The sequence below is a fragment of the Hyphomicrobium sp. genome (assembly GCF_009026145.1).
GTDB lineage: Bacteria > Pseudomonadota > Alphaproteobacteria > Rhizobiales > Hyphomicrobiaceae > Hyphomicrobium_A.
The window spans coordinates 12764-36101 of the sequence record NZ_WBUE01000011.1 but is presented as its reverse complement, the minus strand read 5'-3'; the positions used below and the strand labels follow the sequence as shown (position 1 = coordinate 36101).

Annotated in this window: 27 protein-coding genes, 1 pseudogene and 1 riboswitch; of the genes and pseudogenes, 14 read left to right on the top strand and 14 right to left on the bottom strand. The window is 64.8% G+C overall.

All coding sequences use genetic code 11. The features are described 5' to 3' along the window. Positions 1-528 precede the first annotated feature (528 nt). A complete protein-coding gene (locus F9K20_RS10550; protein WP_291001014.1) occupies positions 529-1143 on the top strand; it encodes a hypothetical protein in 615 nt (204 codons plus the stop codon). Between the two features lie 189 nt (positions 1144-1332). On the opposite strand, the gene F9K20_RS10545 is transcribed toward F9K20_RS10550, so the two are convergent. Both F9K20_RS10545 and F9K20_RS10540 read right to left on the bottom strand, forming a co-directional pair. Further along, the gene (locus F9K20_RS10545; RefSeq protein WP_291001010.1) at positions 1333-2640 is read right to left on the bottom strand and encodes an RlpA-like double-psi beta-barrel domain-containing protein; all 1308 of its coding nucleotides are present in this window, start codon (positions 2638-2640) and stop codon (positions 1333-1335) included. Between the two features lie 164 nt (positions 2641-2804). After that, the gene (locus F9K20_RS10540) at positions 2805-3548 is read right to left on the bottom strand and encodes a molybdopterin-binding protein (protein WP_291001008.1); all 744 of its coding nucleotides are present in this window, start codon (positions 3546-3548) and stop codon (positions 2805-2807) included. Positions 3549-3698: 150 nt separating this feature from the next. Here F9K20_RS10540 and sfsA point away from each other — a divergent pair, with 150 nt between their 5' ends. From sfsA to msrA, 4 genes are all read left to right on the top strand, one after another. Continuing rightward, positions 3699-4412: a DNA/RNA nuclease SfsA gene (gene sfsA / locus F9K20_RS10535; RefSeq protein WP_291001005.1), complete on the top strand. Its 714-nt coding sequence runs from the start codon at positions 3699-3701 to the stop codon at positions 4410-4412. Between the two features lie 228 nt (positions 4413-4640). Next, the gene (gene msrB / locus F9K20_RS10530) at positions 4641-5063 is read left to right on the top strand and encodes a peptide-methionine (R)-S-oxide reductase MsrB (protein ID WP_291001002.1); all 423 of its coding nucleotides are present in this window, start codon (positions 4641-4643) and stop codon (positions 5061-5063) included. A gap of 31 nt (positions 5064-5094) precedes the next feature. Next, complete coding sequence (locus F9K20_RS10525; protein WP_291000999.1) at positions 5095-5508, top strand: YkvA family protein; 414 nt, start codon at positions 5095-5097, stop codon at positions 5506-5508. Positions 5509-5513: 5 nt separating this feature from the next. Next, complete coding sequence (gene msrA / locus F9K20_RS10520) at positions 5514-6170, top strand: peptide-methionine (S)-S-oxide reductase MsrA (RefSeq protein WP_291000996.1); 657 nt, start codon at positions 5514-5516, stop codon at positions 6168-6170. A 19-nt stretch (positions 6171-6189) separates the two neighbouring features. On the opposite strand, the gene F9K20_RS10515 is transcribed toward msrA, so the two are convergent. The 5 genes from F9K20_RS10515 to F9K20_RS10495 all read right to left on the bottom strand — a co-directional run bounded on the left by F9K20_RS10515 (position 6190) and on the right by F9K20_RS10495 (position 11845). Further along, positions 6190-7152: a catalase family peroxidase gene (locus F9K20_RS10515; protein ID WP_291000993.1), complete on the bottom strand. Its 963-nt coding sequence runs from the start codon at positions 7150-7152 to the stop codon at positions 6190-6192. A 128-nt stretch (positions 7153-7280) separates the two neighbouring features. Beyond that, positions 7281-8705, bottom strand: a complete 1425-nt coding sequence (locus tag F9K20_RS10510; RefSeq protein WP_291000992.1) for a carotenoid oxygenase family protein — start codon at positions 8703-8705, stop codon at positions 7281-7283. A gap of 82 nt (positions 8706-8787) precedes the next feature. Next, positions 8788-9135, bottom strand: a complete 348-nt coding sequence (locus F9K20_RS10505) for a DUF190 domain-containing protein (protein WP_291000989.1) — start codon at positions 9133-9135, stop codon at positions 8788-8790. Between the two features lie 2 nt (positions 9136-9137). Continuing rightward, positions 9138-9578, bottom strand: coding sequence for a fluoride efflux transporter CrcB (gene crcB / locus F9K20_RS10500; protein WP_291000986.1), 441 nt, complete (start codon positions 9576-9578; stop codon positions 9138-9140). 48 nt (positions 9579-9626) lie between these two features. Next, positions 9627-9702, bottom strand: a riboswitch (Fluoride riboswitch). 76 nt (positions 9703-9778) lie between these two features. Continuing rightward, complete coding sequence (locus tag F9K20_RS10495) at positions 9779-11845, bottom strand: elongation factor G (protein ID WP_291000983.1); 2067 nt, start codon at positions 11843-11845, stop codon at positions 9779-9781. Between the two features lie 351 nt (positions 11846-12196). Between F9K20_RS10495 and F9K20_RS10490 the strand changes: the two genes are divergently transcribed. After that, positions 12197-12424, top strand: coding sequence for a hypothetical protein (locus F9K20_RS10490; RefSeq protein WP_291000981.1), 228 nt, complete (start codon positions 12197-12199; stop codon positions 12422-12424). A gap of 171 nt (positions 12425-12595) precedes the next feature. On the opposite strand, the gene F9K20_RS10485 is transcribed toward F9K20_RS10490, so the two are convergent. Next, complete coding sequence (locus F9K20_RS10485; RefSeq protein ID WP_291000979.1) at positions 12596-13798, bottom strand: pyridoxal phosphate-dependent aminotransferase; 1203 nt, start codon at positions 13796-13798, stop codon at positions 12596-12598. A 333-nt stretch (positions 13799-14131) separates the two neighbouring features. Between F9K20_RS10485 and F9K20_RS10480 the strand changes: the two genes are divergently transcribed. The 3 genes from F9K20_RS10480 to F9K20_RS10470 all read left to right on the top strand — a co-directional run bounded on the left by F9K20_RS10480 (position 14132) and on the right by F9K20_RS10470 (position 15476). Further along, entirely contained in the window at positions 14132-14482 is a 351-nt protein-coding gene (locus F9K20_RS10480; RefSeq protein WP_291000976.1) for a hypothetical protein, read from the top strand. 153 nt (positions 14483-14635) lie between these two features. Continuing rightward, positions 14636-15121, top strand: coding sequence for a hypothetical protein (locus F9K20_RS10475; protein ID WP_291000973.1), 486 nt, complete (start codon positions 14636-14638; stop codon positions 15119-15121). Positions 15122-15296: 175 nt separating this feature from the next. Then, positions 15297-15476 carry a hypothetical protein gene (locus F9K20_RS10470; protein WP_291000970.1) on the top strand — a complete coding sequence of 60 codons (180 nt, stop codon included), beginning with the start codon at positions 15297-15299 and terminating at the stop codon, positions 15474-15476. 17 nt (positions 15477-15493) lie between these two features. Here the strand turns inward: F9K20_RS10470 and F9K20_RS10465 are convergent, their stop codons facing one another. Together F9K20_RS10465 and F9K20_RS10460 are read right to left on the bottom strand one after the other, a co-directional pair. Continuing rightward, a complete protein-coding gene (locus F9K20_RS10465; protein WP_291000968.1) occupies positions 15494-16210 on the bottom strand; it encodes an SDR family oxidoreductase in 717 nt (238 codons plus the stop codon). Positions 16211-16270: 60 nt separating this feature from the next. Next, positions 16271-16630, bottom strand: coding sequence for a DMT family protein (locus F9K20_RS10460; RefSeq protein WP_291000966.1), 360 nt, complete (start codon positions 16628-16630; stop codon positions 16271-16273). A gap of 290 nt (positions 16631-16920) precedes the next feature. Between F9K20_RS10460 and F9K20_RS10455 the strand changes: the two genes are divergently transcribed. The 4 genes from F9K20_RS10455 to F9K20_RS10440 all read left to right on the top strand — a co-directional run bounded on the left by F9K20_RS10455 (position 16921) and on the right by F9K20_RS10440 (position 19636). After that, positions 16921-17106: a hypothetical protein gene (locus F9K20_RS10455; protein ID WP_291000964.1), complete on the top strand. Its 186-nt coding sequence runs from the start codon at positions 16921-16923 to the stop codon at positions 17104-17106. Between the two features lie 281 nt (positions 17107-17387). Then, complete coding sequence (locus F9K20_RS10450) at positions 17388-18014, top strand: TetR/AcrR family transcriptional regulator (protein ID WP_291000961.1); 627 nt, start codon at positions 17388-17390, stop codon at positions 18012-18014. Continuing rightward, a complete protein-coding gene (locus F9K20_RS10445; protein WP_291000958.1) occupies positions 18011-18550 on the top strand; it encodes a VOC family protein in 540 nt (179 codons plus the stop codon). The genes F9K20_RS10450 and F9K20_RS10445 overlap by 4 nt, the downstream gene beginning before the upstream one ends. A 198-nt stretch (positions 18551-18748) precedes the next feature. Next, complete coding sequence (locus F9K20_RS10440; RefSeq protein ID WP_291000955.1) at positions 18749-19636, top strand: polysaccharide deacetylase family protein; 888 nt, start codon at positions 18749-18751, stop codon at positions 19634-19636. Positions 19637-20564: 928 nt separating this feature from the next. Here F9K20_RS10440 and F9K20_RS10435 read toward each other — a convergent pair. The 3 genes and pseudogenes from F9K20_RS10435 to F9K20_RS10430 all read right to left on the bottom strand — a co-directional run bounded on the left by F9K20_RS10435 (position 20565) and on the right by F9K20_RS10430 (position 22361). Beyond that, positions 20565-21482: a hypothetical protein gene (locus F9K20_RS10435; protein WP_291000952.1), complete on the bottom strand. Its 918-nt coding sequence runs from the start codon at positions 21480-21482 to the stop codon at positions 20565-20567. 135 nt (positions 21483-21617) lie between these two features. Further along, positions 21618-21749: pseudogene (locus tag F9K20_RS21295) on the bottom strand (DUF4339 domain-containing protein); the annotation flags it as partial. 165 nt (positions 21750-21914) lie between these two features. Continuing rightward, positions 21915-22361: a nuclear transport factor 2 family protein gene (locus F9K20_RS10430; RefSeq protein WP_291000950.1), complete on the bottom strand. Its 447-nt coding sequence runs from the start codon at positions 22359-22361 to the stop codon at positions 21915-21917. A 317-nt stretch (positions 22362-22678) separates the two neighbouring features. Between F9K20_RS10430 and F9K20_RS10425 the strand changes: the two genes are divergently transcribed. Continuing rightward, on the top strand, positions 22679-22882 hold the full coding sequence (locus F9K20_RS10425; protein WP_291000947.1) for a hypothetical protein: 204 nt from the start codon (positions 22679-22681) through the stop codon (positions 22880-22882). Here the strand turns inward: F9K20_RS10425 and F9K20_RS10420 are convergent. After that, positions 22875-23303: a hypothetical protein gene (locus tag F9K20_RS10420; RefSeq protein WP_291000944.1), complete on the bottom strand. Its 429-nt coding sequence runs from the start codon at positions 23301-23303 to the stop codon at positions 22875-22877. The genes F9K20_RS10425 and F9K20_RS10420 overlap by 8 nt on opposite strands. Positions 23304-23338 lie beyond the last annotated feature (35 nt).

Below are 23338 nucleotides of genomic sequence, written 5' to 3'. Positions count from 1 at the left end.
TGCTCGGGCGGCAGCAGGAACTCACGAGAATCGCTATGCAGGAGCAATCTGTGCAGACGCCCATAATCCCTGCTCCATTGCCGGCACCACTTCTGCCGGCGCCTTCATCTCGATCGAAGTCCTTACGGCAGACAAAGCCTAAGGCAGCTGGCAAACCCAAAATGATGATGCGCGCAATTGCGAAGAGAAGCGATGACTGAGGCGACGGCCCGCTCTCCCTCACCGTCATGCCCGCGGAGGCGGGCACCCACGACACGCTTCAGCGCAGGTGCGCTCTCGACCGTGTCGAATGCGTTGCCACTTGCGTGGATGGCCGCCTGCGCGGCCATGACGAAACGGAAGGTGCGCCCGTCGCTTTCACAACGTCATCCCGGCGGAGGCCGGGATCCACGACACGCTTCAGCGTAGGTGCGTTCTCCAAAGCGTCGTGTTCTTGGATGCTTGCATGGATGGCCGCCTACGCGGCCATGACGGAATTGGGGGGTGTAACCGGCATGACGAACTTCTGGCAAAGGAGCCGGGGATGACATGACTGACGACGCGACGATGAAGCGGCTCGATGCGCCGGCCAGCGTCTACCTCTTGGCCGAGCACCTCGACGCGGCGCTCGCCGCCGGCGAGGACTTGACCAGCGTGCTCTACATCTGGCCCGGCCCGCCGCCGCGCGAGCCCGACCAGATCATCGAGCTGCGCGCCGGCCAGCGGGCCGCCATCGAGCGTATCCGCACCTTCGAGCTGACGCTCATTTCTCGCGTGCTCAAAGGGCGCGAGTGGGCAACCGAGGTGGCGCTCAACGAAGAGCGGTTCGCCATGATGGCGCGCCTCTACCTCGCCGGCACGGTGATACTGCTGGATGCCGTGGCGGAGTGCGCCGACGTCAGCGCCGCCGACTTCGATGCCGGCGACGGGCTCCTGGCCTACGTCAGAAGCCGCGCGATGATCGCCGAGGATGCGCCGGCGATCTCCGACACGGCGCCGCTGGTGGCGGGCGAGAATTTCCTCGTCGCCCGGCGCATTCCGCTCGGGGCCCTGATGGATCTCGTCGCCACGTTCCTCGACACGCTCGAGGCCGAGTACGACCTGTTCGTCGCATACAAAGACGGCGGGTCGGCCTTCAGCCTTCCCGCCGCCCTGTTGCGTTAGAGTTTTTCTCACCGACACGAGGGGAGAGAAACGTGTATGCGGCCCTGCTCGCGCGAGCTGATGGCCGCGCCTAAGGCGCGGGGCCCCTTGGGCCCTTGCCGCTTCGCGGCGAGAGACGCCAACTCGCAGATCAAAAGGCCGGAAGCGATCCAATCGATCGCTTCCGGCTGATGGTCTTAGTCCGCGAGCTTACAGCGGTCTGAGGTTGTCCGACATGGTCTGGCCGGCACTGCGGCTGCCCTCGCTGCCGTAGCTGCGCTCGGCCGAGTAAGCGACGCGCGAGGCCTCCTCGCGCTCGCCGCGCGAGCTGCGGCTGCCACGCTCCTCGTAGCTCGCCACCTGCTTGCGCGAGCGGCGCCGCTCGGACTTGGCCGACTTGCTCGACTTAGCGGACTTGCTGGACTTGTCCGAGTTGTCGGCATCGCGATTGCGCGCCGACTTCTTCTTGCGCGGCTTCTCGTCCTGGTAGACCGCGGCGGCGAGCTTTGCCTTGGCGCTCACTTTCGCCTCCGGGGCCTGCCTCGGCTCCGGTGCCTGCCTCGGCTCCGGTGCCACGACTTCCGTGATGGAGGAGGTCTCGGTGATGGCCGAGATCTCTACCGACTCTTCGATGACGCGATCCTCGTCCCACGTCGACTGGTTGAGCGCAAGCTCGTCCCCGCGCGACTGCGCGGTGTTGCCGTCGGCACGGCTCTGCGCGCGGAAGCCGCCAAAAGCCAGCGGCGTCATTGGCGGCGTATAGGCGACGGTCACCGCGCGACCCATCGCCTGCGGCGCCTCGGCCACCAGCATGTCGTCCGAACCGATGCTCTGGCCCGAGAAGGCGTTGGCCGTCGTCACCGGAGCGAACGGCGAGCCGGTCGTGGCCTTGAATGCCAGCACCACGGCCATGCCGCGCTGCGCGTCATCGAGGCTCGCGTACTGGCCGATGTCACCCGGAACAGGATCGTACTCGCGCTCCTTGACGTAGCGGGTCTCTTCCGGCTCGGGCGCCTTGATCACGCGCACTTTCAAATCGGCGACACCCTCGCCTTCGAAGCCGAGCTTCTCGGCGGCAGCACGCGACAGATCGAGCGTGCGGTTACCCCAGTAGGGTCCGGCGTTGTTCACGCGCACGACGAGCGCGCGCTTGTTCTTCGGACTCCACACGAGCAGCTGCGTGCCGTCGGGATAGATCGGGCTCGCGGTATTGTCGGGACGATCGGGATGGAAGCGCTCGCCCGACGAAGTGAGACCGCAGGGATTGTAGCGGTCCTTGCTGCAGTCATCGTAATGCGAGGCGGTGATCGACTGCTCGACGCCTACCAGCGCCTGCGTCTCCTCAATGGTCTTCACGCGATGGCACTTGCCAACAAAGCAATACGTCTTCCCCGGCGTCTTCGCCTCTGCGGGCGTTGTCGTCGTCGCCGGAATGGCCACCGCAGCGATCGCGGAAGCGACCGAGGCGATGCACACCAGGCGAACGCGCTTCGCCCAGGTGGATTGGTTCCACGCCATTACCAAACTCCGTGTCTGTTATTGTGCGACCGCGAGAACGACGGCGCGGAACACTCGGTTCCGCGACCGACACCCCCCGGCGCGGCTTGCAACAAACAGCAGGAAGAGGAGATAACGCGGCAAATCACTGCGTGATGCCGCCGCTGCGACGCATGGCCGCTAATTCACAATAAACCGCGCGCCAAAAGCGCCAGCAGCAGAGCTTCTCGTGCGCGCTCGAGCAGCGCTGAATCTGTCGAGCGCAGAACAAGTTGAGTGGAGACACGCCCCTCGGCGAACGATGGATAGCTGCCCATTGCAACATCCGGAAACTCTTGTTGATGAGCAGCGAACAAATCGGCGACATCTCCCTCGGCGCGGGAAAGTTGGATCGTCGCCGTGAGCATTTTTGCCCCCGTGCGCAGCCGCGCCGTCACATCATCGAGCATCACTTGCATGACGTCGGGCACGCCGGCGAGCACGACGACGTTGCCGATCATGAAGCCGGGCGCGACCGAAATGGCGTTGGTGATGAGCTCCGCGCCGCAAGGAATGCGCGCCATGCGCATGCGGGCCGGGGTCGGCTCGACGCCGCGCTTGGCGAAGTACGTGCTGAGCAACTCCACAGCACGCGGATCGTGATCGATTGAAACGCCGAGCGCCTTGGCGATCGCGTCCGCCGTGATGTCGTCGTGCGTCGGACCGATGCCGCCGGTGGTGATGAGGTAGGTATAGCGTGCACGCAGCGCGTTGACCGCCTCGATGATGGCGTCCTCGTCGTCGGCGACGACGCGCACCTCCTGCAGACGGATGCCGACACGCGTGCAGTGCGCCGCGATGTAGTTGATGTTCTGATCACGCGTGCGGCCGGAAAGGATCTCGTCGCCGATCACCAGCACCGCCGCCGTGACGATGTCATCGCCGCTCACCGCTTCTCTCCGTATCGTCTGGCGAGGGCGTCTCTTAGCACCTAGTGTCCAGATTCCGAAGTTCGCCTGTGCTCGCTGCTGGGCCCGGGAGCGAACTTCGGGATCATTAGGGACACTAGAATCATGGGCTGGCTACACTAGGCTCCCAGCATGCGATTCCCCTCCCCCCTCGTCCGCGGGCGTCTCCTGCAGCGCTATAAGCGCTTCCTCGCCGATGTCGTCCTCGATAGCGGCGAGCGCATTACCGCTGCCTGCCCCAATACCGGCGCCATGCTGGGGCTTACGGCGCCGGGGTCGGTCGTGTGGCTGTCGAGGAGCGAGGCGGCGACCCGCAAGTACCCGCACACCTGGGAGATGGTCGAAGCCGACCTCGGTAATGGTCGGGCTCTGGTCGGCATCAACCCCATGCATCCCAACCGCCTCGTCGCCGAGTCCATCGCCGCCGGCAGCATCAAGAAGCTTGCGGGCTATGAATTGCTGCGGCGCGAAGTGAAGTACGGCGCCGCCAGCCGTATCGATCTGTTGCTCGAGGACGCGCGCAAAGGGCGATGCTACGTTGAGGTCAAGAACGTGCACCTCATGCGCCGGCAGGGGCGCGCCGAGTTCCCCGATTGCGTGACGACGCGCGGCACCAGGCACCTGCACGAGCTCACCGAGATGGTGGCCCAAGGTCACCGCGCGGTGATGGTGTACCTTATTCAGCGCGCCGACGCCGAAAGCTTCTCCATCTCCGGCGACCTCGACGTTGGCTATGCGGAAGCCTTCCGGCGCGCGCTGGATGCAGGCGTCGAGGCAATCGCCTATCGCTGCCGCATGAGCTCCGAGGAGATCGCCGTCGATAAGGCAGTGCGCGTCGTCCGCTAGCCTTGCCGCCCCATGACCCGATGGCCCACAGCATTGTGAAACTCCGGTCATGTAACGAAAGCCGGCCAGGCGCGTATCTTCGAGCGACGGCCCGATGCGCACCCGTTTACGATCTGCACCGTGGAGGTGCCTTTGCTTACCCGCCGGGATTTTGCTCTTGCCAGTATCGGTCTAGCCGTTGCCGCAACCGGCTGGCGACCCACGCATTCGCACGCCAACGAGGAAACAGTGACAACAACAAAGACAAAATCCGCCTTCGAGATCGCCAAGACCCCCGAGGAGTGGCGCCGCATCCTGACGCCCGAGCAGTACCATGTGCTCCGCGAGCACGGCACCGAGCGCGCCGGAACGAGCCCGCTCGACAAGAACTACAAACCGGGCACTTACGTGTGCGCCGGCTGCGAGCTGCCGCTGTTTTCGTCGGAGACGAAGTTCAACAGCGGAACCGGCTGGCCGAGCTTCTATCAGCCGCTCGACAATGCCGTCGGCAATACCATCGATAAGAGCTTCTTCATGACACGTACGGAAGTTCATTGCCGTCGCTGTGGCGGGCATCTGGGGCACGTGTTCGAGGACGGCCCACCGCCGACGGGGCTGCGCTACTGCATGAATGGTGTCGCACTGAAGTTCATTCCCAAGGCGGCCGGCTGAGATCGCACACGAGAACGGAGCCGCGCCCGAAATGACGCAATCATCGAGCGACGCTTCCGCAGTGGCACGCCTGCGAGGGTGGGCACGCGGCATCAAGCGTGACGTGCACGCGCTCTATCTGTCGGCGCGCGATCCGCGCGTGCCCTGGTACGCGAAAGCCGTGGCGCTCGCCGTCGCCGCCTACGCGCTCTCGCCCATCGACCTCATCCCCGACTTCGTGCCGGTGCTCGGCTACGTCGACGACATCATCCTCGTGCCGCTCGGCATTCTCCTCGCCGTGCGCCTCATCCCGCCGGCGATCCTCGCCGAGCACCGCGCCAGCGCCATCGACGCGCCGCTGCAGTCGAGCCGCGGTGCCGCTCTCGTCATCGTCGGCATCTGGATCGGGCTGGCGCTCGTCGCAATTGGCGCCGCCGTCCGCTATTTCGCTTCAACGCAAGGATGATCGCCATGCTACGTATTGCCGTTCCCGTCGGAGCCGCACTGGCCTTGGCCGCGGTGCTCGTCATCGCCAATCCCTCCAACGGCGCGGCCCCGGCGCCGCAAGCGTCGGCCGTTCCAACCGGCCTGGAGGTCGCGACCTTTGCCAGTGGATGCTTCTGGTGCACCGAATCCGATTTCGACAAGGTGCCCGGCGTGAAGGAAACGATCTCCGGCTTCATGGGCGGGCAGACGAAGAACCCGACCTATGCGCAGGTGTCGATGGGCGACACCGGACACGCCGAGGCCGTGCAGCTCAAGTACGACCCCAAGCAGGTCAGCTACCAGCAGCTCCTCGACTACTATTGGCGGCACGTCGACCTGCTCGACGGTGGCGGCCAGTTCTGCGATCGCGGCAGCCAATACCGGCCGGTGATCTTCGCCCACACGGGAGAGCAAAAGAAGCTCGCCGAGGACAGCAAGGCGGCATTGGAAAGCAGCAAGCGCTTCGATGCACCTATCGCAGTGCAAATCGTCGACGCGGGCCCGTTCACACCCGCCGAGGACTACCACCAGAACTACTACGAGACGAACCCGCTGAAGTACCGCTACTATCGCTATGCGTGCGGGCGCGATGCGCGGCTGAAAGAGATCTGGGGCGCGGAGGCCGACACGGCGATGCACTGAGCGCGACGGCCGCGCCGCGTCAGTTCGTGCGCCGGCCGAACGACACCGCATAGTCGAGCGAGCGCATCGGCAGGATCTTGTCGTTCTTGGAGGCCTCGATACCGCCGGCAAGCGCGTTCGGATCAAAAATGGCGACGTCGCACGCCGCGTCGTTCTCGAGCCCGGTGATGGAAATAGTACCCATCTTCACGCTTTTACGGTCCGCCGGCCACTCCGATGTCGGATCATCGTCCTGGTCGCCCGGCTGGCCGAGCACGGCATATAAGTTGAACTCCGCCGGCCCCTTGGCGAAGCGCTCATTCAACTCGGCGGCATAGAAGTCCATGCCTTTGCCCTCGGCCTCCTGATCGCTCAAGCCGACGAATCCGCCGACCGGCTCCGCCTTCCACTTGATGGGTTGGCGATCACCCTTGGCGTTGATCAGCGCGAACGTATGCACGCCGTAATAGTCGGCGGTCGCGTAGCTGGCCGGCGTCGGGCGCGCCTTCAGCCAGGCACCCTGTCGCGTCGTCTCTGGGTTGGCCTTGAAGAAGGCGTCGAGCTTATCCTTGTCCTTCCCCGCGACGATCGTCAGCAGCTCGAGGAATTGCTCCGGCGTCTTGGCGACGAAGATGGGTGCCGAGACCATCACCAGATCGCTGACGCCTCCGTCCGGTAGCTGAAAGTGCAGGGCGATGCCGCGCACGTTGTCCTTTTGGTTATCGGGCGCCGCGGGATTGCCGCCGCCGAGCGAGAAGCGTCCGACCAGCGGCACGGGCGCGGCGAACAGCGGTGCCTTGCTGAGCGCGGCGGCCTCGGCCGTGGGCGTGAAGTTGCCTTTGACGCAAATGCCTTTGGTGTGCGCTGCGCGCATTTTTGCGTGGGCGCCGAACACGGCGTTGAGCGCGTCGATCAGCTGCTCGGGCTGCGCCTCTTGCGCCATCGCCGGCGATGCGAGCAGCGCCAGTGACAGCGCCCCGATACCAAAACATAAAGATCGCATTCCAAGTCCCTCCACTACGGCCACGCCTCGTGCACGGCCTCTCCTGACCCGAGGCTATTCGCGGCCGCTGACGCCTTCGTGTCAGTGTTGGGGAGCGCCGCGACGCCGCAGGAGCCGGCATGTTGGAACTAATGCTTCGGGAAGTAGTTCCCGTGGAAGCTGAAGGGGATGTGATGCGGGCAGTCGGCGCGGGCAATTTCGGCCAGCGACTGCGCGTCGAGCACAAGCAGAAACGATTGGGAGCGCCGCGCATCGAGCACCACGGAGAGCAACACGCCCTCGCCTTCCCCTTGCGCGTCCGGCTTAGCAACGAACACCGGCTCGCCGGGAAAACAGCCGTCCGCGAACCAGGTGCGCGTGGCGCCGCTCTCGACGTCGACGCCGACGATACTGTCGAGGAAATCGCCGCCCGGCCGGCGCCCCGCTCCCCACACGTAGCGATAGGGCTTGCCGGCACAGTGCTCATAGTCGATGCGCGGCAGTTCGAGCATCTCGTCGGCGATGGCGACGGGGTGCATGGGGTCCCCGCCGTTGAGCGGCAGCCTGTAGCGCATGAGCCGCCCGGTGGCATTGACCGGCTCGCCGGCGCGCAGGCGCTCTAGGTACAGCTGATCGATGATGCCCGCGTCCTCATAGGTGATCACGTCGATGACGACGTCCGCGCCTTCCTCGTAGGCGTTGACGTGATGGAACGCGAAGGCCGCATCGGCGGTGCGCGAGGCGATAAGCGCGCCGCTGTCCTTGTCGAATACGTGAAAGCGCAAGCCCCGCTGCGGCGTCCAGCGGTAGTTGCGGATGAACGGGGCGAGGCCGAGCATCAACCGCAGCGGATCGACGACGAGCGGAAACTCGGTGAGCACCAGGTAGCGCTCGGTCATCGCGAAGGAATGCATGTAGGCCGGCTTGTCGATCGGCATTTCGGCGACGACCCGCTCTGGCGAGCCGTCGTCGGGAATGGCGAACAGCCGGTAGTGTGAGCGGCGCCCGAAGTCGACGACGTAGCTGAAGCGGCAGCCGCGCTCGGCATCGTGATGCGGATGCGCGATCGACACCATGCCGCCGACCTCGGCGCTCGCCGCGTAGTGCCCGAGCGTCTCCAGCGTCTCGGCGTCGAAGCGCACCGGCAGCGTCGTCTCCGTGAGCGCGACCGTCTTGCCGCCGAACGCATCGACGTTGACGTTGCAGTTGTCAGTAAGGTGCGGCGCGAAGACCGCGGCGACTCGCTGGAAGAGCGTGCGGCACGGGTCGGTGGCGAACTCGCCCCGCGCCAGCGAGCCCTTCACCGCCGCCTCACAATAAGAATCGGAGCTCAGGAAGCGATTGGAGTAGGTCACCTCGCCGCCCGCAAAGCTGAAGCGGTGCAGCATGGCGAGGCCGTCGAACCAATGGTTCACGGTGGTGCTGCCGACGTCGAACTTCGCGGGCCCGGTGCGCAGCAAAGTCCCTGTCAGCCAAGCGGGGAAGGCCCCGCGCAGCGGCAGCTGCATCGGCTCGACCTCGGTATCGAGATCAGCGAAACCCCTTGCGTAGGAAATGCGGTCGGATCCTGCCATGGCGGCAGTGTGCGCCCTACTGAGGTAAGAAAGCGTCAAATGGCATGCCGCAAGCCAATCAAGCTCGCCTGAGCCCTAATCGCTAGTTGCCTTCCCCGGTTCCATCGCCGTAGCGCAGCACCTTCACCTTCTCCAGGGTGACGAGGCCACTACCCATGAGCTTCTGCAGCGTCGGCACGAAAGCGTTGATCTTGTCTTCCGCATCGACGATCTCGATGACGATCGGCAGGTCCTGCGACAGGCGGAGAATTTTCGTGGTGTGCAAATGGCTCGAGCGGCCGAAGCCGATCGGCCCGCGCAACACCGTCGCGCCGGCGAGGTGCTGCTCGCGCGCGGCGAGCACGATCGCCTCGTAGAGCGGCAGCTTCCCCGCCCTGTCGTCCTCGCCGATGAAAATGCGCAGCAGCATGGCATCCGCTGGGATCTGCATGACTACACCCATTTCATGGCGTTGAGGTGCCCCGCCAGAAGATGGCCGAACCACACTGCCACAAGACAAAGAATCACGGAGGCGCCGATATTGAGGCCGGCATAAAACCACTCCCCGTCGTTCATGAGCGCTAGCGTCTGCAAGCTGAAGGAGGAGAAGGTAGTGTAGCCGCCCAAGAGCCCGAGCATGACGAACTGGCGCGTCGTCGTGTCAACGAACAGGCGCCCGTCGGGCGCCGTCAGGGTGGCGAAGAAGCCGATGATCAGCGAGCCAACCACATTTACCAGCAGGGTCCCCCACGGGAAGGTTTCGCCAATGAGGCGTGCGGCGATGCCCGAGCACCAGAAGCGCGCCACACCGCCCAGCGCGCTGCCGACGGCGATCCACAAATAGGCTTGCACACGTCCTCCTGCATCAGGCTCGGCAATCGACGGGAGGGGCATCAAAAAGGCCACCTCGCGGTGGCCCGAGCAGGCTCCCACCGCAAAACTTCCGCGGTAGGAGTCATTAGCCTGTTGCGGTCGCCAGCAACCGGCGGTTAAGGGGAACTCCATCCCCCTCTGTCCAACGATGGCGAAGCTAGATTTCCACTCTAGGAAGGTCAAGTCCGCGGCGCCGACATTGTTGCCGCGGACTTAAGACCTCATTCGGCCGCCTGCCGGTGCGCGGCCAGCACCTGGTCGGCGAGGCGCCCCGTGAGCTCGGCAAGATGATCGAAGTGCGCGGTGTACGTCCCGACGCCGGAGGTTGCCGAGCGCAAATCGACGATGAGGTTCTCCATCTCGGAGGCTGGCATCTGCGCTTGCACCACGTCCCAGCCGCTCCAGCCCTCGCGCGCATCGAAGCCGAGGATCTGTCCGCGCCGCTGGGCGATGATGGCGTTGATGCGCGCCGTGGCCTCGCTCGGCACCGCGATCTCAACCGCCATCACCGGCTCCAAGAGCACCGGCGAACACTTGGGCAAGCCATCGCTCATGCCGATGCGCGCTGCCTGGCGGAACGCCATGTCGGAAGAGTCGACGGTGTGATAGGAGCCATCGAGCAGCGTCACCGCCACGTCGACGACCGGAAAGCCGAGCGGCCCGTGCTGCAGGTAGTCTTTGACACCAATCTCCACCGACGGGATGAACTGGCGCGGAACGACGCCGCCGGTGATCTTCTCGTTGAACTCGAAGCCGGCGCCACGTGGCCGCGGCTGGATATCCAAGACCACGTCGCCGAACTGCCCATGACCGCCGGACTGCTTCTTGTGCCGCCCGCGCACCTGCGTTCCGGCCCGGATCGTCTCCTTGTAGGGCACGTGGCGCGGTTGACGCTCGACGGCGACACCGAACTTGCGCTGCAGACGCTCGAGCGAGACGCGCAGATGCATTTCGCCCTGCCCCAGCAGCAGCATCTGGTGCGTGTCGTTGTTCATCTCGACACTTAGCGAGGGATCGTCCTCCAACAGCTTGCCGAGCGCCGCCGTCAGCTTCACCTCGTCCTTGCGGTCCTTGAGCCCGAGGCCGATGCCGAACACCGGGGGCAGAGCGGGCGAGCCTTTGGCCTGCACCGCGCCGCCTTTCTCGGCGCTGATCGTATCGCCCGACTTGATGCTCTCCAGCCGGCCCAGTGCCACCGTCTCACCGGCCTTGGCGGTGCCGCGCTTGATCGGCTCCTCGCCGCGCAGCGCGAATACACCGGCGGCGCGCTCATCGCGGCCCTCCGGGCCGGTGACAACCGTGCCATCGCCGAACTCGCCGGTTAAGACGCGCGCGAGCGAGAGCTTGCCGCCATGCGCCGTATGCAGCGTCTTCATGACGTAGGCGGCAGACTTGGCGTTCTCCAGCTTCAAACGGCGCGCCGTCACCTCGACCGTGGGCGCCTCATGGCGCAGCGCCTTCAGCAGCCGGAAGACGCCGTGATTGTCGCGCGCCGAGCCGAGCAGCACCGGGCAGATTAGACCGTCGCGGAACTCCTGCGTCAGGTCTTGGAAGACCTTGTCGCGCGAGGTTGGGATGTCGGAGAGAAGCTGCTCCATCAGCTCGTCGTCGTGATCGGCGAGCTGCTCCAGCATGTGGAAGCGCGCCTCTTTCTCGCGCTCCGATACAGCGGCGGGGAGCTCGACGATCTCCGAGGGGGCGTTGGCGCGATAGACGAAGGCGCGCTCCGACGCCAGGTCGACGAAGCCGGTGGCGACGCCGTTCTCCCAGATGGGAATCTGCCGCAGCACGAGCGGGCGCGCACTTGCTGGCTGCAGCAAGGGGATGAGCTCGCGCAAGGGCACGGCGGACTCGTCGACCTTGTTGATGAACAGGAAGTGCGGAATGCCGCGATCCTCGAGCTGCTTGAGGATGATCTGCAGCGCCGGCACGCGGCGCGCATCGGCCTCGCATACCACCACGGCCGCATCGCAAGCCGTGAGAGCAAGCGCGCCTTCGTACTGGAATTCGATCGAGCCTGGGCAGTCGACGAAGGTGAAATTGTCGCCGAGGAAGGAGATGTCGGCGACGTTGAGCGAAACGCTCATCCCATGATCGCGCGCCTCGGGGCTGGCGTCGCCGACCGATGTCTTCTCCGAGACGCTGCCCGGGCGCAGGATCGCCCCGGTGCGTGCCAGGATGGCCTCGAGAAGCGTGGTCTTGCCGCTGAGATAGGGTCCAACGAGTGCGATGCAGCGGGAGCGGGCGCTCCCATTGGCTCCCGCTTTATGTCCATCCGACTGCGCCATTGCTTCCTCCTGGTGTTTGGAGGCGCGCGCCCGCGACGACCGCGCGCCTCGCGCCTCTGGGAGGAGCGCGACTGTCTGCATGTTGGCGCCGCCCCGTAAGCCGCGCAAGCCCCGGCGAATTAGAAATGTGTTTCACTTGTGTGAAGAGTTGCCGAGCGAAGTCGTTCGCTGACGAATATTGCGACGCACAACACAGGTGCAGAATTCGCTGCTCCAATTCGCAGTGGCACAACCGAAAATACTTGCCACGGAACCTTTTTGACGCATGATGAATTAACGGTTCGCTCAAGGCCATTCGGGGCAAACCGTGCGGGTCACGGAGGCGTTGACCCACAAAAACAGAGGCGTGCGATGAGTATGAAGACGCTCATTTCGGCTGCCCATGCGGCGGGCTATGCCATGGCGGCCGAAGAGACTTGCGAGCCGCGGGCAGAGGTCGTGCGCATGCCGCAATCGACCGCTGTCGTCGTCCATCGCGCCCCGCAGCGGAGCATGCTCGCCAACGCGCAGCGGTCCTTGCGCCGCATGTGGTTGCGGGCTTGGCTCGCCGACCACTGGGGGCACCGCGCGGCGGCGTGAGATTAGACCTTCAATGCCGCTCGTAATGGGCGCGCCTTGGTGCGACTTCAGGCTTTTGTCGCCAGCCAACTAACGAGCACAGCAATAGCCGTTGCGGCAAGCCCAACGCGCCACATCAGGCAAGTGGCGCAAGGGCGTTTCGACGCCTGTCGCATGGGCACCGGGGCCCCACTAACGAAGGTTGCCGCAGAAGCGCTGAATGCGCCGGCAGGCGTCCTCCAGGATCTCCTTGGACGTCGCGTACGAGACCCGGAAAGCCGGCGAGGAGGCGAAGGCGGCGCCGTGCACAACTGCGACGCCTTCTTCTTCCAGCAGCGCGGTGGCGAAATCCTCGTCGTTGGCGATCTTCTTGCCCGAGGTGCTGGTCTTGCCGATGGCCCCCGCGCAGCTCGGATAGACGTAGAACGCGCCTTCCGGCTTCGGACACTTGAGACCGCTCGCCTGGTTCAGCATCGACACGACGAGGTCGCGCCGCTCGACGAACTTGGTGTTGTTCTTGGCAATGAAGTCTTGCGGACCGTCGAGCGCCTCGACCGCCGCCGCCTGCGTGATCGAGGACGGATTAGAGGTCGACTGCGACTGCAGCTTGCGCATGGCGTCGATGAGCTGAACCGGACCGCCGGCATAGCCGAGCCGCCAGCCGGTCATACAGTAGGCTTTCGACAAACCGTTGACGGTCAGCGTGCGATCAAAGAGTGCGGGCTCGACCTCGGCGACGGTATGGAACTTCAGCCCGTCGTAGAGCAGGTGCTCGTAGATGTCGTCGGTCATGATCCACACGTGCGGGTGTTTCAGGAGCACGTCCGTCAGCGCCTTGATCTCGTCCTTCGAGTAGGCGGCACCGGTCGGGTTCGACGGCGAGTTGAAGATCAGCCACTTGGTCTTCGGCGTGATCGCGGCCTCGAGGGCCGCCGGCTTCAGCCGGTAGCCGTCCTCGAGCTTGGTATCGACGAACACCGGCTTGGCGTCGGCCAGCATGACGATGTCGGCGTACGACACCCAGCATGGAGCCGGGATGATCACTTCATCGCCCGAGTTCAGCGTGGCGAGCAGTGCGTTGTAGATCACCTGCTTGCCGCCCGTGCCAACCGAGATCTGGTTCGGCTTGTAGTCGAGGTTGTTCTCGCGCTTGAACTTGCGCACGATCGCCGCCTTGAGCTCGGGCGTCCCGTCGACGTCGGTGTATTTGGTCTTGCCCTCGGCCAGTGCTTTGACCGCCGCCTGCTTGATGTTGTCGGGCGTGTCGAAATCCGGCTCGCCTGCCGACAGCGAGATGACGTCCCGCCCCGCCGCTTTCAGCTGACGCGCCTTCGTCGACACCGCGATCGTCGCGGATGGCTGAATGCGGTTCAAGCTGTCGGCGATGAAGCCCATGGACGGAAGCCTTTCGGATGATCGTTTGCTGCAAGCGGCGCGGACACTATCCGCAGCCTGCGGTGACTTCAATACATCGCGCCGTTGCTTCGGCGCGCGCATTTTGAGCGCGAGAATCACGGCCTGGAGCCTCTGCTTGTGACCGATGCGCAACAAACATCATGCAGACTGCATTAATCAAAACAATACGCCGCAATCGCCACAATGTGTCCCCACACCCGCCACGAACGGGGAAGACCATCGTCACATCACGGAGCAGCGCCGGCTCGTGCGCCGGCGTGAAACCAACAAGGATCTCATGCGATGTCCGAAGCGGGGCACTTGAGGTTGGTCTTGCGAACCACAGCCGATGTATGCATCGGGCTCATCCTCTTCGTCACCTTCGCTCTGGCGGTCGGCGCCTACGAGCGCAACTCGGCCGCCACGCATCGGCTCGGCGGGCTCCTTTCCATCAGCTCCAGTGCTGGTGAATTGCTGAAATTCTCGCTCGATGACAGCCCGTTGATTGCCGCCGCCGTGGTTGCCACCGCGGTTCCGGTGCCGCAGGCCTCCGGCTTCACCACCCCGCGCCAGTTGCCGAAAGGAACGGCGATGCTGCTGCTGGCGGGCGTCTTTTCCGGGATTGTCGCCCTTAACCTCGCCTTTTTCCGACACCTTCGCCGCGAGTACGCCTCCCCGCGGTGAGGTGCTGTGGAGGAGGGGCCCGGCTCTGCTGGGAGCCCTTGACGGTCTCTCCTCCACTCCTAACATTTCGGTAATGCGGCTATTGTACTCGGCCCTCAGCCGTTTAACTTGGGTCCCGGACTGGCCGGGTAAAGGAAAGAAGCGGAGCTGATCATGGGCACGGGCGCCATCCGGAAGAACCTGCCAATCGCCGTCTTGGGCTTGGCGGCCGCCGGCCTCGGTGCTGCCGCGATGACCCTCGGCAACGGCGAAGCGGTGGTCGAGCGCGGCTTCCAGCGTGCCATTGCCGATATGGACGGCAAGGCCGCTCCCGGCAAACCGCTCCCCGTCATTGCCGGCAGCGAAGAGTTCTGGCTGACCCATCTGGTGCACGATGCCAGCCCCGCCGTCTCCAAGCCGGTCGCCGTCGGTGATCGCATCACCATCACGTCCAACGGGCGCGAACGGGTGCTCAATGTCGTCACCGTCGACAAGCTTGACAGCCAAGTGCTGCCGATCTCCTCCGAGCGTCCCACGCCGCTGCTCCTGGTGACCTGCCGCGACGAGGGCAATCCACACAGCCGTCCCGTGCGCTTCCTGATCGAGGCCGGAGACGAGCTTCCCGCGCTTTCGTCCGTCAAGGCTGCACGCACTCTCTGACCTTCGCGACACGGCTCGCTGCCGGCGACTGACGCCACCCTCGCGTCAGCCAGGCTGACGTATTGCCTTCACGCCCATCCCCCATGGTATGCTCGCTCTCGTCGCGAGGGGATTAGCGCGCCGTGGTGGGCGCCTGACCGGCCAATACGGTTGCTAACTGGGGGAAGTCTTTGTCATGCGTCTCAACCCGCCGACCATTGCCATCTTCCTCATCTCGCTGACGCTCGCCATTCTCGCGCTCGTCACCAAGCTCGGCTTCGTCGGCGTCCCGCGCTACCTGCCGCACCAGGAATTCTGGCTGGCCATCACCGCCTACATCACACTGATGGTCGGCAATCTGGTGCGCGGCGTCTAAGCGGCGCGCGTCGCCGCTCACCAAGGGATCGGCGCCTTGTCGCGGAAGAAGCCGCCCGTTGGCCCGGTTTCGGGCAGCGTCGCCAGCCATACTGCCGTCTCGGCTCCCTTCTCGACGGGGCGCGTGGCATTGGGACCGCCCATGTCGGTGCGTACCCACCCCGGGCACATGGCGTTGACCTTGATCGGCGCCGGTCCGAGCTCGGCCGCGGTCACGCGCGTCAGCGCATTGAGGGCCGCCTTCGACATGCGATAGGCGGGGAAGCCGGCACCCATGTCCGACAGCTGACCGGCACCCGACGACAGATTGACAATGCGCCCATAGCCGCCCTTCTGCATGATTGGCACCACCGCCTGGATCATGCGCAGCGGCCCCACCGTGTTCGTTTGGTAGGTCTCGAGAACGAGGTCGGGCGACACCTCGAGCACGCTCGTCTCCTCGGCCGTGAACCCCTCGCGCAAAATGCCGGCGTTGTTGATGAGGACGTCGATGCGCCCGAACAGGCTCATGACCTCGTCGACGGCGGCGCGAATGCTGGCCGCATCCGTCACGTCGAGCGCCACCGCCGGCGGCTCCAGGCCCTCGGAGGCGAGCTTGGCGGCTGCCTCCCTCCCCTTGGCAAGGTCGCGCGAGCACAGCACCGCCATCAGGCCGGCGCGTGACAGCTGTTTGACGATCTCCAGCCCGATGCCGCGGTTGGCCCCCGTGACCAGGGCGGTGCGTGTTTCAGCCATGGGGTCTCCTCGAGCATTGCCGCGGCGCGATTGTCGTTTTGCGCGCCGACCTTACCTGCTTCAGGCACGCCCCGAGAAGACAAAGAATGCTCCCAGCGCGATGAAGGCGAAGCCGATGAGCTGGTTCGGGCCGACCGGCTCCTTCAGGTAGAGCACTGAGAAGATCGCAAATACCGACAGCGTAATGACCTCCTGCATGGTCTTCAGCTCGGCCGCCGAGTAGACCGCGCTACCGTACCGGTTGGCCGGCACGGCGAGACAATACTCGAAGAAGGCGATGAGCCACGAAACCACGATCACCACCGCCAGCGGCTGCTGCTTGAAGCGCAGGTGCCCGTACCAGGCAAAGGTCATGAAGACGTTGGAGAGCGAGAGAAAGGCGATCGGCAGCATCCTTGCCGAGATCGTCGGAAGTGGCATGTGAGGTCTTGCTCCGGTGGCTGTGCCGGCGGAGTAAGCCGCAGCCGCAGCGCGCTGTCGAGACGCTGCCCTGTCGCCGAGCGATAGCCTTCGGCTCGTGACCATTGAGCGAGGGTGCCGCCTTCGTCGATGGGGGCAGATGGTGCTTCTATCTGTGAAATTGCGAGGGGTATTCTCGCCGCCAATCGGACGCGGCCTTGCAGATTTGCCGGGTGCAATCGCTTCTCGGACGCGACCAATGGGCGGCGAGCCCTGCCGCGCCCGCGTCAGGAAACCCAACGAAGCGACCCATGCCAAGCTTGAAAGCATTGGCCGCCGCCGCCGCGATCGTATCGGCGGTGTCCGTCCCCGCACTCGCCCACACGACTCAATTCATGGTGTCCGGCGCGCCGGTCGCCGTCGGCGCGCAGCCGGCCAGCGAGGGCAAGGGCTACTCGGTCTACCACACCGCCAACGCGGCAGCGCCAACGCCGTGAGCATCACCTGCGCCTGCGAGGGCGCGCAGCCGACACAGATGAGCTGCGACGACGTCAACTATCAGTGCAGCTGTCCCAGCGCCAAGATCGCCTGCGACGGCGCTGGCGGCTAGTTTTTCAGCGCCCGCAACGCTCCGGCACAGTTCGCGCGTCTCAAACTGCCGCTTCATGCGGCACAGTTCGCTTATCCGATCCCGCCGCGCTTGCCCTGCCCCGATCACCCCCGCGATTGACAAACATACCGACTGGTCGGTATTGTGATGCCGAGCCGTGAGGAGCCCATGGGTCCGACCGCCAAACCGTCCGCTCGTAACAAGATCCTCGGCTCGGCTTTGGCCGTGATCCGCACCAAGGGCTACGCGGCGACCAGCGTCGACGACCTGTGCGCCGCGGCCGGCGTCACCAAGGGCGCCTTCTTCCATCACTTCAGGAGCAAGGAGGACCTCGCCGTCGCCGCCGCCGACTTCTGGTCGGAGACGACGGGGGCGCTGTTTGCCAGCGCCCCATATCACGCCCACCGCGACCCGCTCGACCGTGTGCTCGGCTACATCGACTTTCGCAAAGCCATCCTCGTCGGCGATATCCCCGAGTTCACCTGCCTCGCCGGTACGATGGTGCAGGAGACGTACGCGTCGAACCCCGCCATTCGCGATGCCTGCGCCCGCGCCATCCTCACGCATGCCGAAAAGGTGGAGCCCGATATCGCCGCCGCCATCGCGCAGCGCCGGCTCGCCCCGTCGTGGACGGCCAAGAGCCTCGCCCTCCACATGCAGGCGGTGCTGCAGGGCGCTTTCATCCTCGCCAAAGCTCGCGGCAGCGCGCAAGTGGCCGCCGAAAGCATCGATCACCTGCGCCGCTACGTGGAACTGCTGTTTCAAACACCCAAACATCAGGAGGACGCCCGATGAGCAAGACAGCGACGAAGGCGCAAGCCAAGCCGGCTGCGAAAGCCAAGGCGAGCGCCACGCCGACGGCCTCCGGCGCCAAGCACAACGGGCCGGCATTGTCCCCGCACCTCGTCGTGCGCGGCGCAGCGAAGGCGATCGACTTCTACAAAAAAGCGTTCGGCGCCGTGGAGCTGATCCGTCTGCCGGGCCCCGACGGCAGGTTGATGCACGCCGCCGTGCAGATCAACGGCGCCAGGGTGATGCTGGTCGACGAGATGCCCGAACACGGCGCCCTGTCGCCGCTGGCGCTGAAGGGCTCGCCCGTCACTGTGCACCTCAATGTTCCCGACGTCGACAAGGCCTTCGCACGCGCAGTCAAGGCCGGCGCCATCACCGTCATGCCGGTCGCCGACATGTTCTGGGGCGACCGCTACGGTGTGCTCAAGGATCCCTTCGGGCATTCCTGGTCGATCGCCACGCATCAGCGCGACATGACCGCGAAGGAAATCCAGAAAGCGATGCAGAGCATGGGCGGCAATCCCTGCCCCGACGCCTGAGGATCGAGATCCCTTTTCGATGGGGGCACGCGGCCGATGCTCGTGCCCCCTTGTGCGATACACTCCCTCCGAACCCTTGCGTCGCCCGCCGGCCACACACGCGCTTCATCCGCGGTTAAGCCGGCCGAGCGATGCTTTGCGGCTTGCCTCGCGGCAGCGGCTCGGTGACAAGTCGATGATGCGGGAGGGACGTTCGACATGAAGAAGCTGCTGCTCGCTGCCGCTCTCATGCTCGCCGCCGCCACGGCGCGCGCCGAGGACAACGTCGTCAAGGTCAACGCCCCTCCGGAGAGCGCCGTGGCGGGAGAGACCGCGCCGGCCAAGGCCAGCACCATCGACTGCGCCGATACGCTCGGCGTTTCCCGCGTCGCCGAGGTCGACACCGCGGGCGGCGGCGAGTACGGCGAGCAGTATCCGCCCAAGCCCCTGCTCGAAAAGGGCGAGGTCGTCCTCACCTTCGATGACGGCCCGCACCCCGAGTTCACCCGCCAGATTCTCGACGCGCTCGCCGCCCAGTGCACCAAAGCGACGTTCTTCCATGTCGGCCGCATGCTCAAGGAGTTCCCCGACGTGGCGCGCCAAGTGCAGGCCGAGGGACACACCGTCGGCACCCACACCCACACGCACCGCAATCTCGGCGGCGCATCCATGGGGCAAGCCGAGCAGCAGATCGAGAGCGCCATCAACATCGCCGAGGCGACGCTGCCGAACGGCGTTGCGCCCTTCTTCCGCTTCCCGTACCTGAGCGACCCCCAGCGCGTGCGCGACTACCTCGCCAAGCGCAACATCGCCGTGTTCGGCATCGACGTCGACAGCTTCGATTGGCGCTGGCGCAAGCCCGAGAAGGTCATGCACAACGTGCTCAGCGGGCTCGACAAGACCGGCCGCGGCATCATCCTGTTCCACGACATCCACGGATCGACGGCCAAGGCGATCCCGGCGCTGCTCGCCGAGCTGAAAGCGCGCGGCTACAAGGTGGTGCACCTGGTGCCGAAGTCGCGCATCGAGACGGTGGCCGTGGCCGAGCCGACGGCGGCTCCGGCGCCGCGCCGGCGCGCGCGTCGCCACCGCCGCTCCAAGCGCTGAGATCGGCGCCCTCCAAACCTCCGTCTGTCATTCCGGACATCCGAGCCTTAGCGAGGTGATCCGGGACCCAGGGGAGGAGTGGTCACTGCGTGTCTCCTTACGCTGGGCCCGAGTCTCGTTCGGGCTGACAAACGTGGGCGCGGCTCGCTCCCCACACTGTCATCCTCGGGCTTGTCCCGAGGACCCAGTCCTCGACTTGCTCCCTAGGTCGCGGTTCGTGTTGCGGGGAGCGCTTTCTCCTTCCAAGGTCGGAGTTCGTTGACAGGTGGGTCCTCGGCCTAAAGCCGAGGATGACACCTGAGCCAGCAGCACGCGTTCTAGGTCTCGCGGGTGCATCACCCCGAGGTTTTCAAAGAGCGAGGGAGCGCGGGCGCCAAACGACCGCCATCCTAGTAACAATCCGGCGACCTTTCGGCGCCCGCGTCGGCTACTGCCGTGCCGAGGGTGCAACGTCATCGTCAGCGGGCCTTCGATCCTACCCGGCGGGTATTAGCGGCCGGGCTATCATTCGCTCAGGACCTCTAGCCGGCTGCGCTCCTTCTAGGTGATGCCTAGGGGATGCAAGAGCGCCGCTGACGAAGGGCGTCCGTGCGTGCCGTTGCCGGCGGCGCACAGCCTCGGTCGTCGCCCCGGCCTGTGAGAGAGCTAGTCTCGCGTCGACGCTGCGAACGGAAAGCAACGCCGCCTCAACCGGGCACCGTCTCTGCCCCGCGTCGGCCGCTCAGCTGATGCGTCCCTCGTGACGGGCAGGGATGGGTGGAGTGTGCACGAGGTTTGGAGCGCGGGGATAACCCTGAACCGACATGAACCGCCACCGCTCCCCAGGTCGGCTGAGGGCCAGAAGCCGACATTCGACATACTCGCAGGGGCCGTCCTAATGAGCGAATTATAACTTCGCTCGTGGTCAGGGTCGCGAAGGCCTTGGGAGCTACCGCTGGACCGCGGTCGCAAGAATCTCCCTATGCCACCGCGCTCGTGGCTCAACAGGCAAGTGGGATAGCGCCTCAAGCCACTCCAGTTGAACTTTACATGCCTGTTCGGGTGGCAGTGCTTGGAGACGCCGCGGTTCCGCAAGAGCAAGTCGCATGTCATCCGTCCAGCCTTTGAGAATTAGTTGCTGCGACGCTAGCTCAACATCAGCTTCGCCGAGCGCAGAGTAGCTGGCGGGTGACTTCTTGCCTGCTGCAATCGCTGCAAACAACACCTTGGCATTATCCATGAGTAGCGTGGAGAATTGGGGATCAGTAGATAGGGTGCGCATCTGCGAAGATGCGAAGCCTTCCACCACGAATGCTCGGCAAAGCGCCACGTTTCGCCTCTGAAGATAGGCTGTGATCGCGTACGTGGATTGCACCACATCTTCGAGGTATTCAGGTGGCGCTATAATGACGTGATGTGCGTTCAGTCGCCGGAAATTTGCGACATAAGCTTCCGAATACGCACTGATTTCAGATCCGGACGCGCCCGCTGCTGCCCGCTTTGCAATTTCGTTGCGGAGTTCCTGATATGCGGCGGCATCTGCCTCCCCGAGAAGTCGAAAGACCGGATGCTTATCGAGTTCTTGCGCTATGATATGCTTTGTGACGCGAGGCTTGACAGCCTGCTCATAGATCCCGCTACCCACAGAATTGATCGAGTATTCAGCCGCTTGCGCGAAGACGAATCCCGCGAAAGCTGCGACCGCTATTGGTAGGGGACTCAGTGCCTTGCGAACCAAAAATAAGACGAGCGCGGCCAACCCGCCTGCCAGCCCGCCGAAGACCGCACCATTTAGCGCACCGGCAAGACGATATGGGATTGAAGCCGGCTCGAGTACGGCAAGCGCGCCCATAGCCATCAGGAACAAGATGGCTAGGAACGCGTAGGCGTTTAGGAATCGCCTTCGAGGCGAAGACGGTACGCACGAGCTAGTCGGATCAGGCGTCAATGAATCCGGCGGTGTGGAGGGTGTAGGACTGAGGAAGGATGCGCCGGGCATCCAGTTTTGTGCGCCCTCGAACCAGACCAAGTCGTCAGGCTGCAGATGGCCATCGCGAGCGAAACAACGAAAGGCCTGCTCGGAGTAAGGGCCATATTGAGATCCTGCTCGATGAATATACCAAGTGTCGGACATGTTCAGGCACGACCCGAGACGGTTATCTTCTGGGAAGGAGGATATCAGCTGGTTGTCCCTGTGGAATGCGCAATCCAAGTAAGCCGCGATGGATTTGTGTAGTTGTTGCCGGAGGTCCGTTTTGGGATCAAAAGCTGACGGCGGCCGTTGCCGGCGTCGGTCGCGTCACGGCGGGCAGGCGAAGAGGCGCAGGAAGGCCTCCACCTTGGCGCGGTCGTGATACTCGTCGGCACGCACGATCAACCCGTTCTCGACACGCATGATGAGGCGGAAGCGGCCGTTCAAGACCTCGCCGCTGCGCCGGTGGCGGTACATGAACTCGACCTGATAGCGCACCTCGTCGCCCTTCACCTTGAGGTCCAGCGGCCGAAACAGAAGATACTCGAAATCGCTGCGCACCTGGCGCAGCCCCGCCTCGATGTTGACGCGCCCGACCGTCTCGCCGCCGATCGGCAACAGGTCGCCGGATATGTAGAGCGCATAGACGGCGTGATCGGCGACGAGGCGCATGCCGCCATCGATGTCACCCGCCGCCCAGGCCTCGTTGAATTGCCGGACGACCTCGATCGGTGCCGCGGCTTTGAGGCGCGCTACCGGAGCATCTGCGATCATTGAACCGAGCATCCTCTATGGGCGCACGCCCCCTATGCGTCGCTCGCCGGCCGAGCCTAGCGCCACGGCGCCCCGCGGGGAAGGCGCTGGCCGCCACACCGTGTGCGGATAATCAGCCGCCCAGTTCTTTGATTGGGCAGCGAAGCGCGAGCCGAGCCGGCGCCCAAGTTGACGAGCAATCAACCGGGCCGGCGATCGCGGCCGGGGGACCGTACGCCAGGGGGACGGGGCAGCTGACGGGAACCAAAGCCGCCGCAAGTTGTTGCGCAACGGGTGCCCCTCAAGCACCGCCTCCGAATGCAAAGTGGAGAATGCCGATGACGCCGATCCCCTATTCTGCCGCTGCGGCGGCAGCCTTGCTTGTTGCCGCCATTGCGATCAGCTCTCCCGCCGCCGCATGCAAATGGAAGAAGGCCGGACATCACGGCTACCGGACCGCCGACGCCGGCGCGGTGGTGGGCTATAAGCACGGCAAATACTGGAAGCACCGCAAGCACTGGAAGCACCGCATGATTAAGTGAAGGGCATCCCTTCGCTCACGCAGCGAGGAAGATGGCGCGCACGAAGTCGCGGTAGAGCATGATCTGCCGCGGCAGCGCCGCCTTTGTCCTTCAGCACCTTCGACAAGATGATGCCGCCGCCCGCGACCGCCGATAGCCTGTCGTCGAGGTCGTCGAGGTCGACGGCGATGCGCGGCCGATAGCGCGCGGCGATCTGATCGATGCGAGTGCGGAAGCGCTGGCGCCAGGCGAGCACCGCCTGCGCGCTGAGATCGCGCACCTGCTGGTCGAACAATCTGTCCTGGTAGCAGTAGGCGGCGAAGAGGCAGCCGGGATGCCCGGCTAGCAATTCTCTGACGAGTGCGGCGAGCAGCTCCCGCCCGACGAGGAAGCCGTGCAGCGGATCGTCGTTGAGCGCGTCGGCACGCGCGAAGCTTCCCAAACCGCATCCCCTCTACTACACCACGAGTTTGCTAG

Coding starts and splice junctions, on each gene's coding strand:
- F9K20_RS10550 (WP_291001014.1), top strand. CDS start 529: ATGACTGACGACGCGACGATGAAGCGGCTCGATGCGCCGGCCAGCGTC.
- F9K20_RS10545 (WP_291001010.1), bottom strand. CDS start 2,640: ATGGCGTGGAACCAATCCACCTGGGCGAAGCGCGTTCGCCTGGTGTGC.
- sfsA (WP_291001005.1), top strand. CDS start 3,699: ATGCGATTCCCCTCCCCCCTCGTCCGCGGGCGTCTCCTGCAGCGCTAT.
- F9K20_RS10525 (WP_291000999.1), top strand. CDS start 5,095: ATGACGCAATCATCGAGCGACGCTTCCGCAGTGGCACGCCTGCGAGGG.
- msrA (WP_291000996.1), top strand. CDS start 5,514: ATGCTACGTATTGCCGTTCCCGTCGGAGCCGCACTGGCCTTGGCCGCG.
- F9K20_RS10515 (WP_291000993.1), bottom strand. CDS start 7,152: ATGCGATCTTTATGTTTTGGTATCGGGGCGCTGTCACTGGCGCTGCTC.
- F9K20_RS10510 (WP_291000992.1), bottom strand. CDS start 8,705: ATGGCAGGATCCGACCGCATTTCCTACGCAAGGGGTTTCGCTGATCTC.
- F9K20_RS10505 (WP_291000989.1), bottom strand. CDS start 9,135: ATGCAGATCCCAGCGGATGCCATGCTGCTGCGCATTTTCATCGGCGAG.
- crcB (WP_291000986.1), bottom strand. CDS start 9,578: ATGCCCCTCCCGTCGATTGCCGAGCCTGATGCAGGAGGACGTGTGCAA.
- F9K20_RS10495 (WP_291000983.1), bottom strand. CDS start 11,845: ATGGCGCAGTCGGATGGACATAAAGCGGGAGCCAATGGGAGCGCCCGC.
- F9K20_RS10490 (WP_291000981.1), top strand. CDS start 12,197: ATGAGTATGAAGACGCTCATTTCGGCTGCCCATGCGGCGGGCTATGCC.
- F9K20_RS10485 (WP_291000979.1), bottom strand. CDS start 13,798: ATGGGCTTCATCGCCGACAGCTTGAACCGCATTCAGCCATCCGCGACG.
- F9K20_RS10475 (WP_291000973.1), top strand. CDS start 14,636: ATGGGCACGGGCGCCATCCGGAAGAACCTGCCAATCGCCGTCTTGGGC.
- F9K20_RS10470 (WP_291000970.1), top strand. CDS start 15,297: ATGCGTCTCAACCCGCCGACCATTGCCATCTTCCTCATCTCGCTGACG.
- F9K20_RS10465 (WP_291000968.1), bottom strand. CDS start 16,210: ATGGCTGAAACACGCACCGCCCTGGTCACGGGGGCCAACCGCGGCATC.
- F9K20_RS10460 (WP_291000966.1), bottom strand. CDS start 16,630: ATGCCACTTCCGACGATCTCGGCAAGGATGCTGCCGATCGCCTTTCTC.
- F9K20_RS10455 (WP_291000964.1), top strand. CDS start 16,921: ATGCCAAGCTTGAAAGCATTGGCCGCCGCCGCCGCGATCGTATCGGCG.
- F9K20_RS10450 (WP_291000961.1), top strand. CDS start 17,388: ATGGGTCCGACCGCCAAACCGTCCGCTCGTAACAAGATCCTCGGCTCG.
- F9K20_RS10445 (WP_291000958.1), top strand. CDS start 18,011: ATGAGCAAGACAGCGACGAAGGCGCAAGCCAAGCCGGCTGCGAAAGCC.
- F9K20_RS10440 (WP_291000955.1), top strand. CDS start 18,749: ATGAAGAAGCTGCTGCTCGCTGCCGCTCTCATGCTCGCCGCCGCCACG.
- F9K20_RS10430 (WP_291000950.1), bottom strand. CDS start 22,361: ATGATCGCAGATGCTCCGGTAGCGCGCCTCAAAGCCGCGGCACCGATC.
- F9K20_RS10425 (WP_291000947.1), top strand. CDS start 22,679: ATGACGCCGATCCCCTATTCTGCCGCTGCGGCGGCAGCCTTGCTTGTT.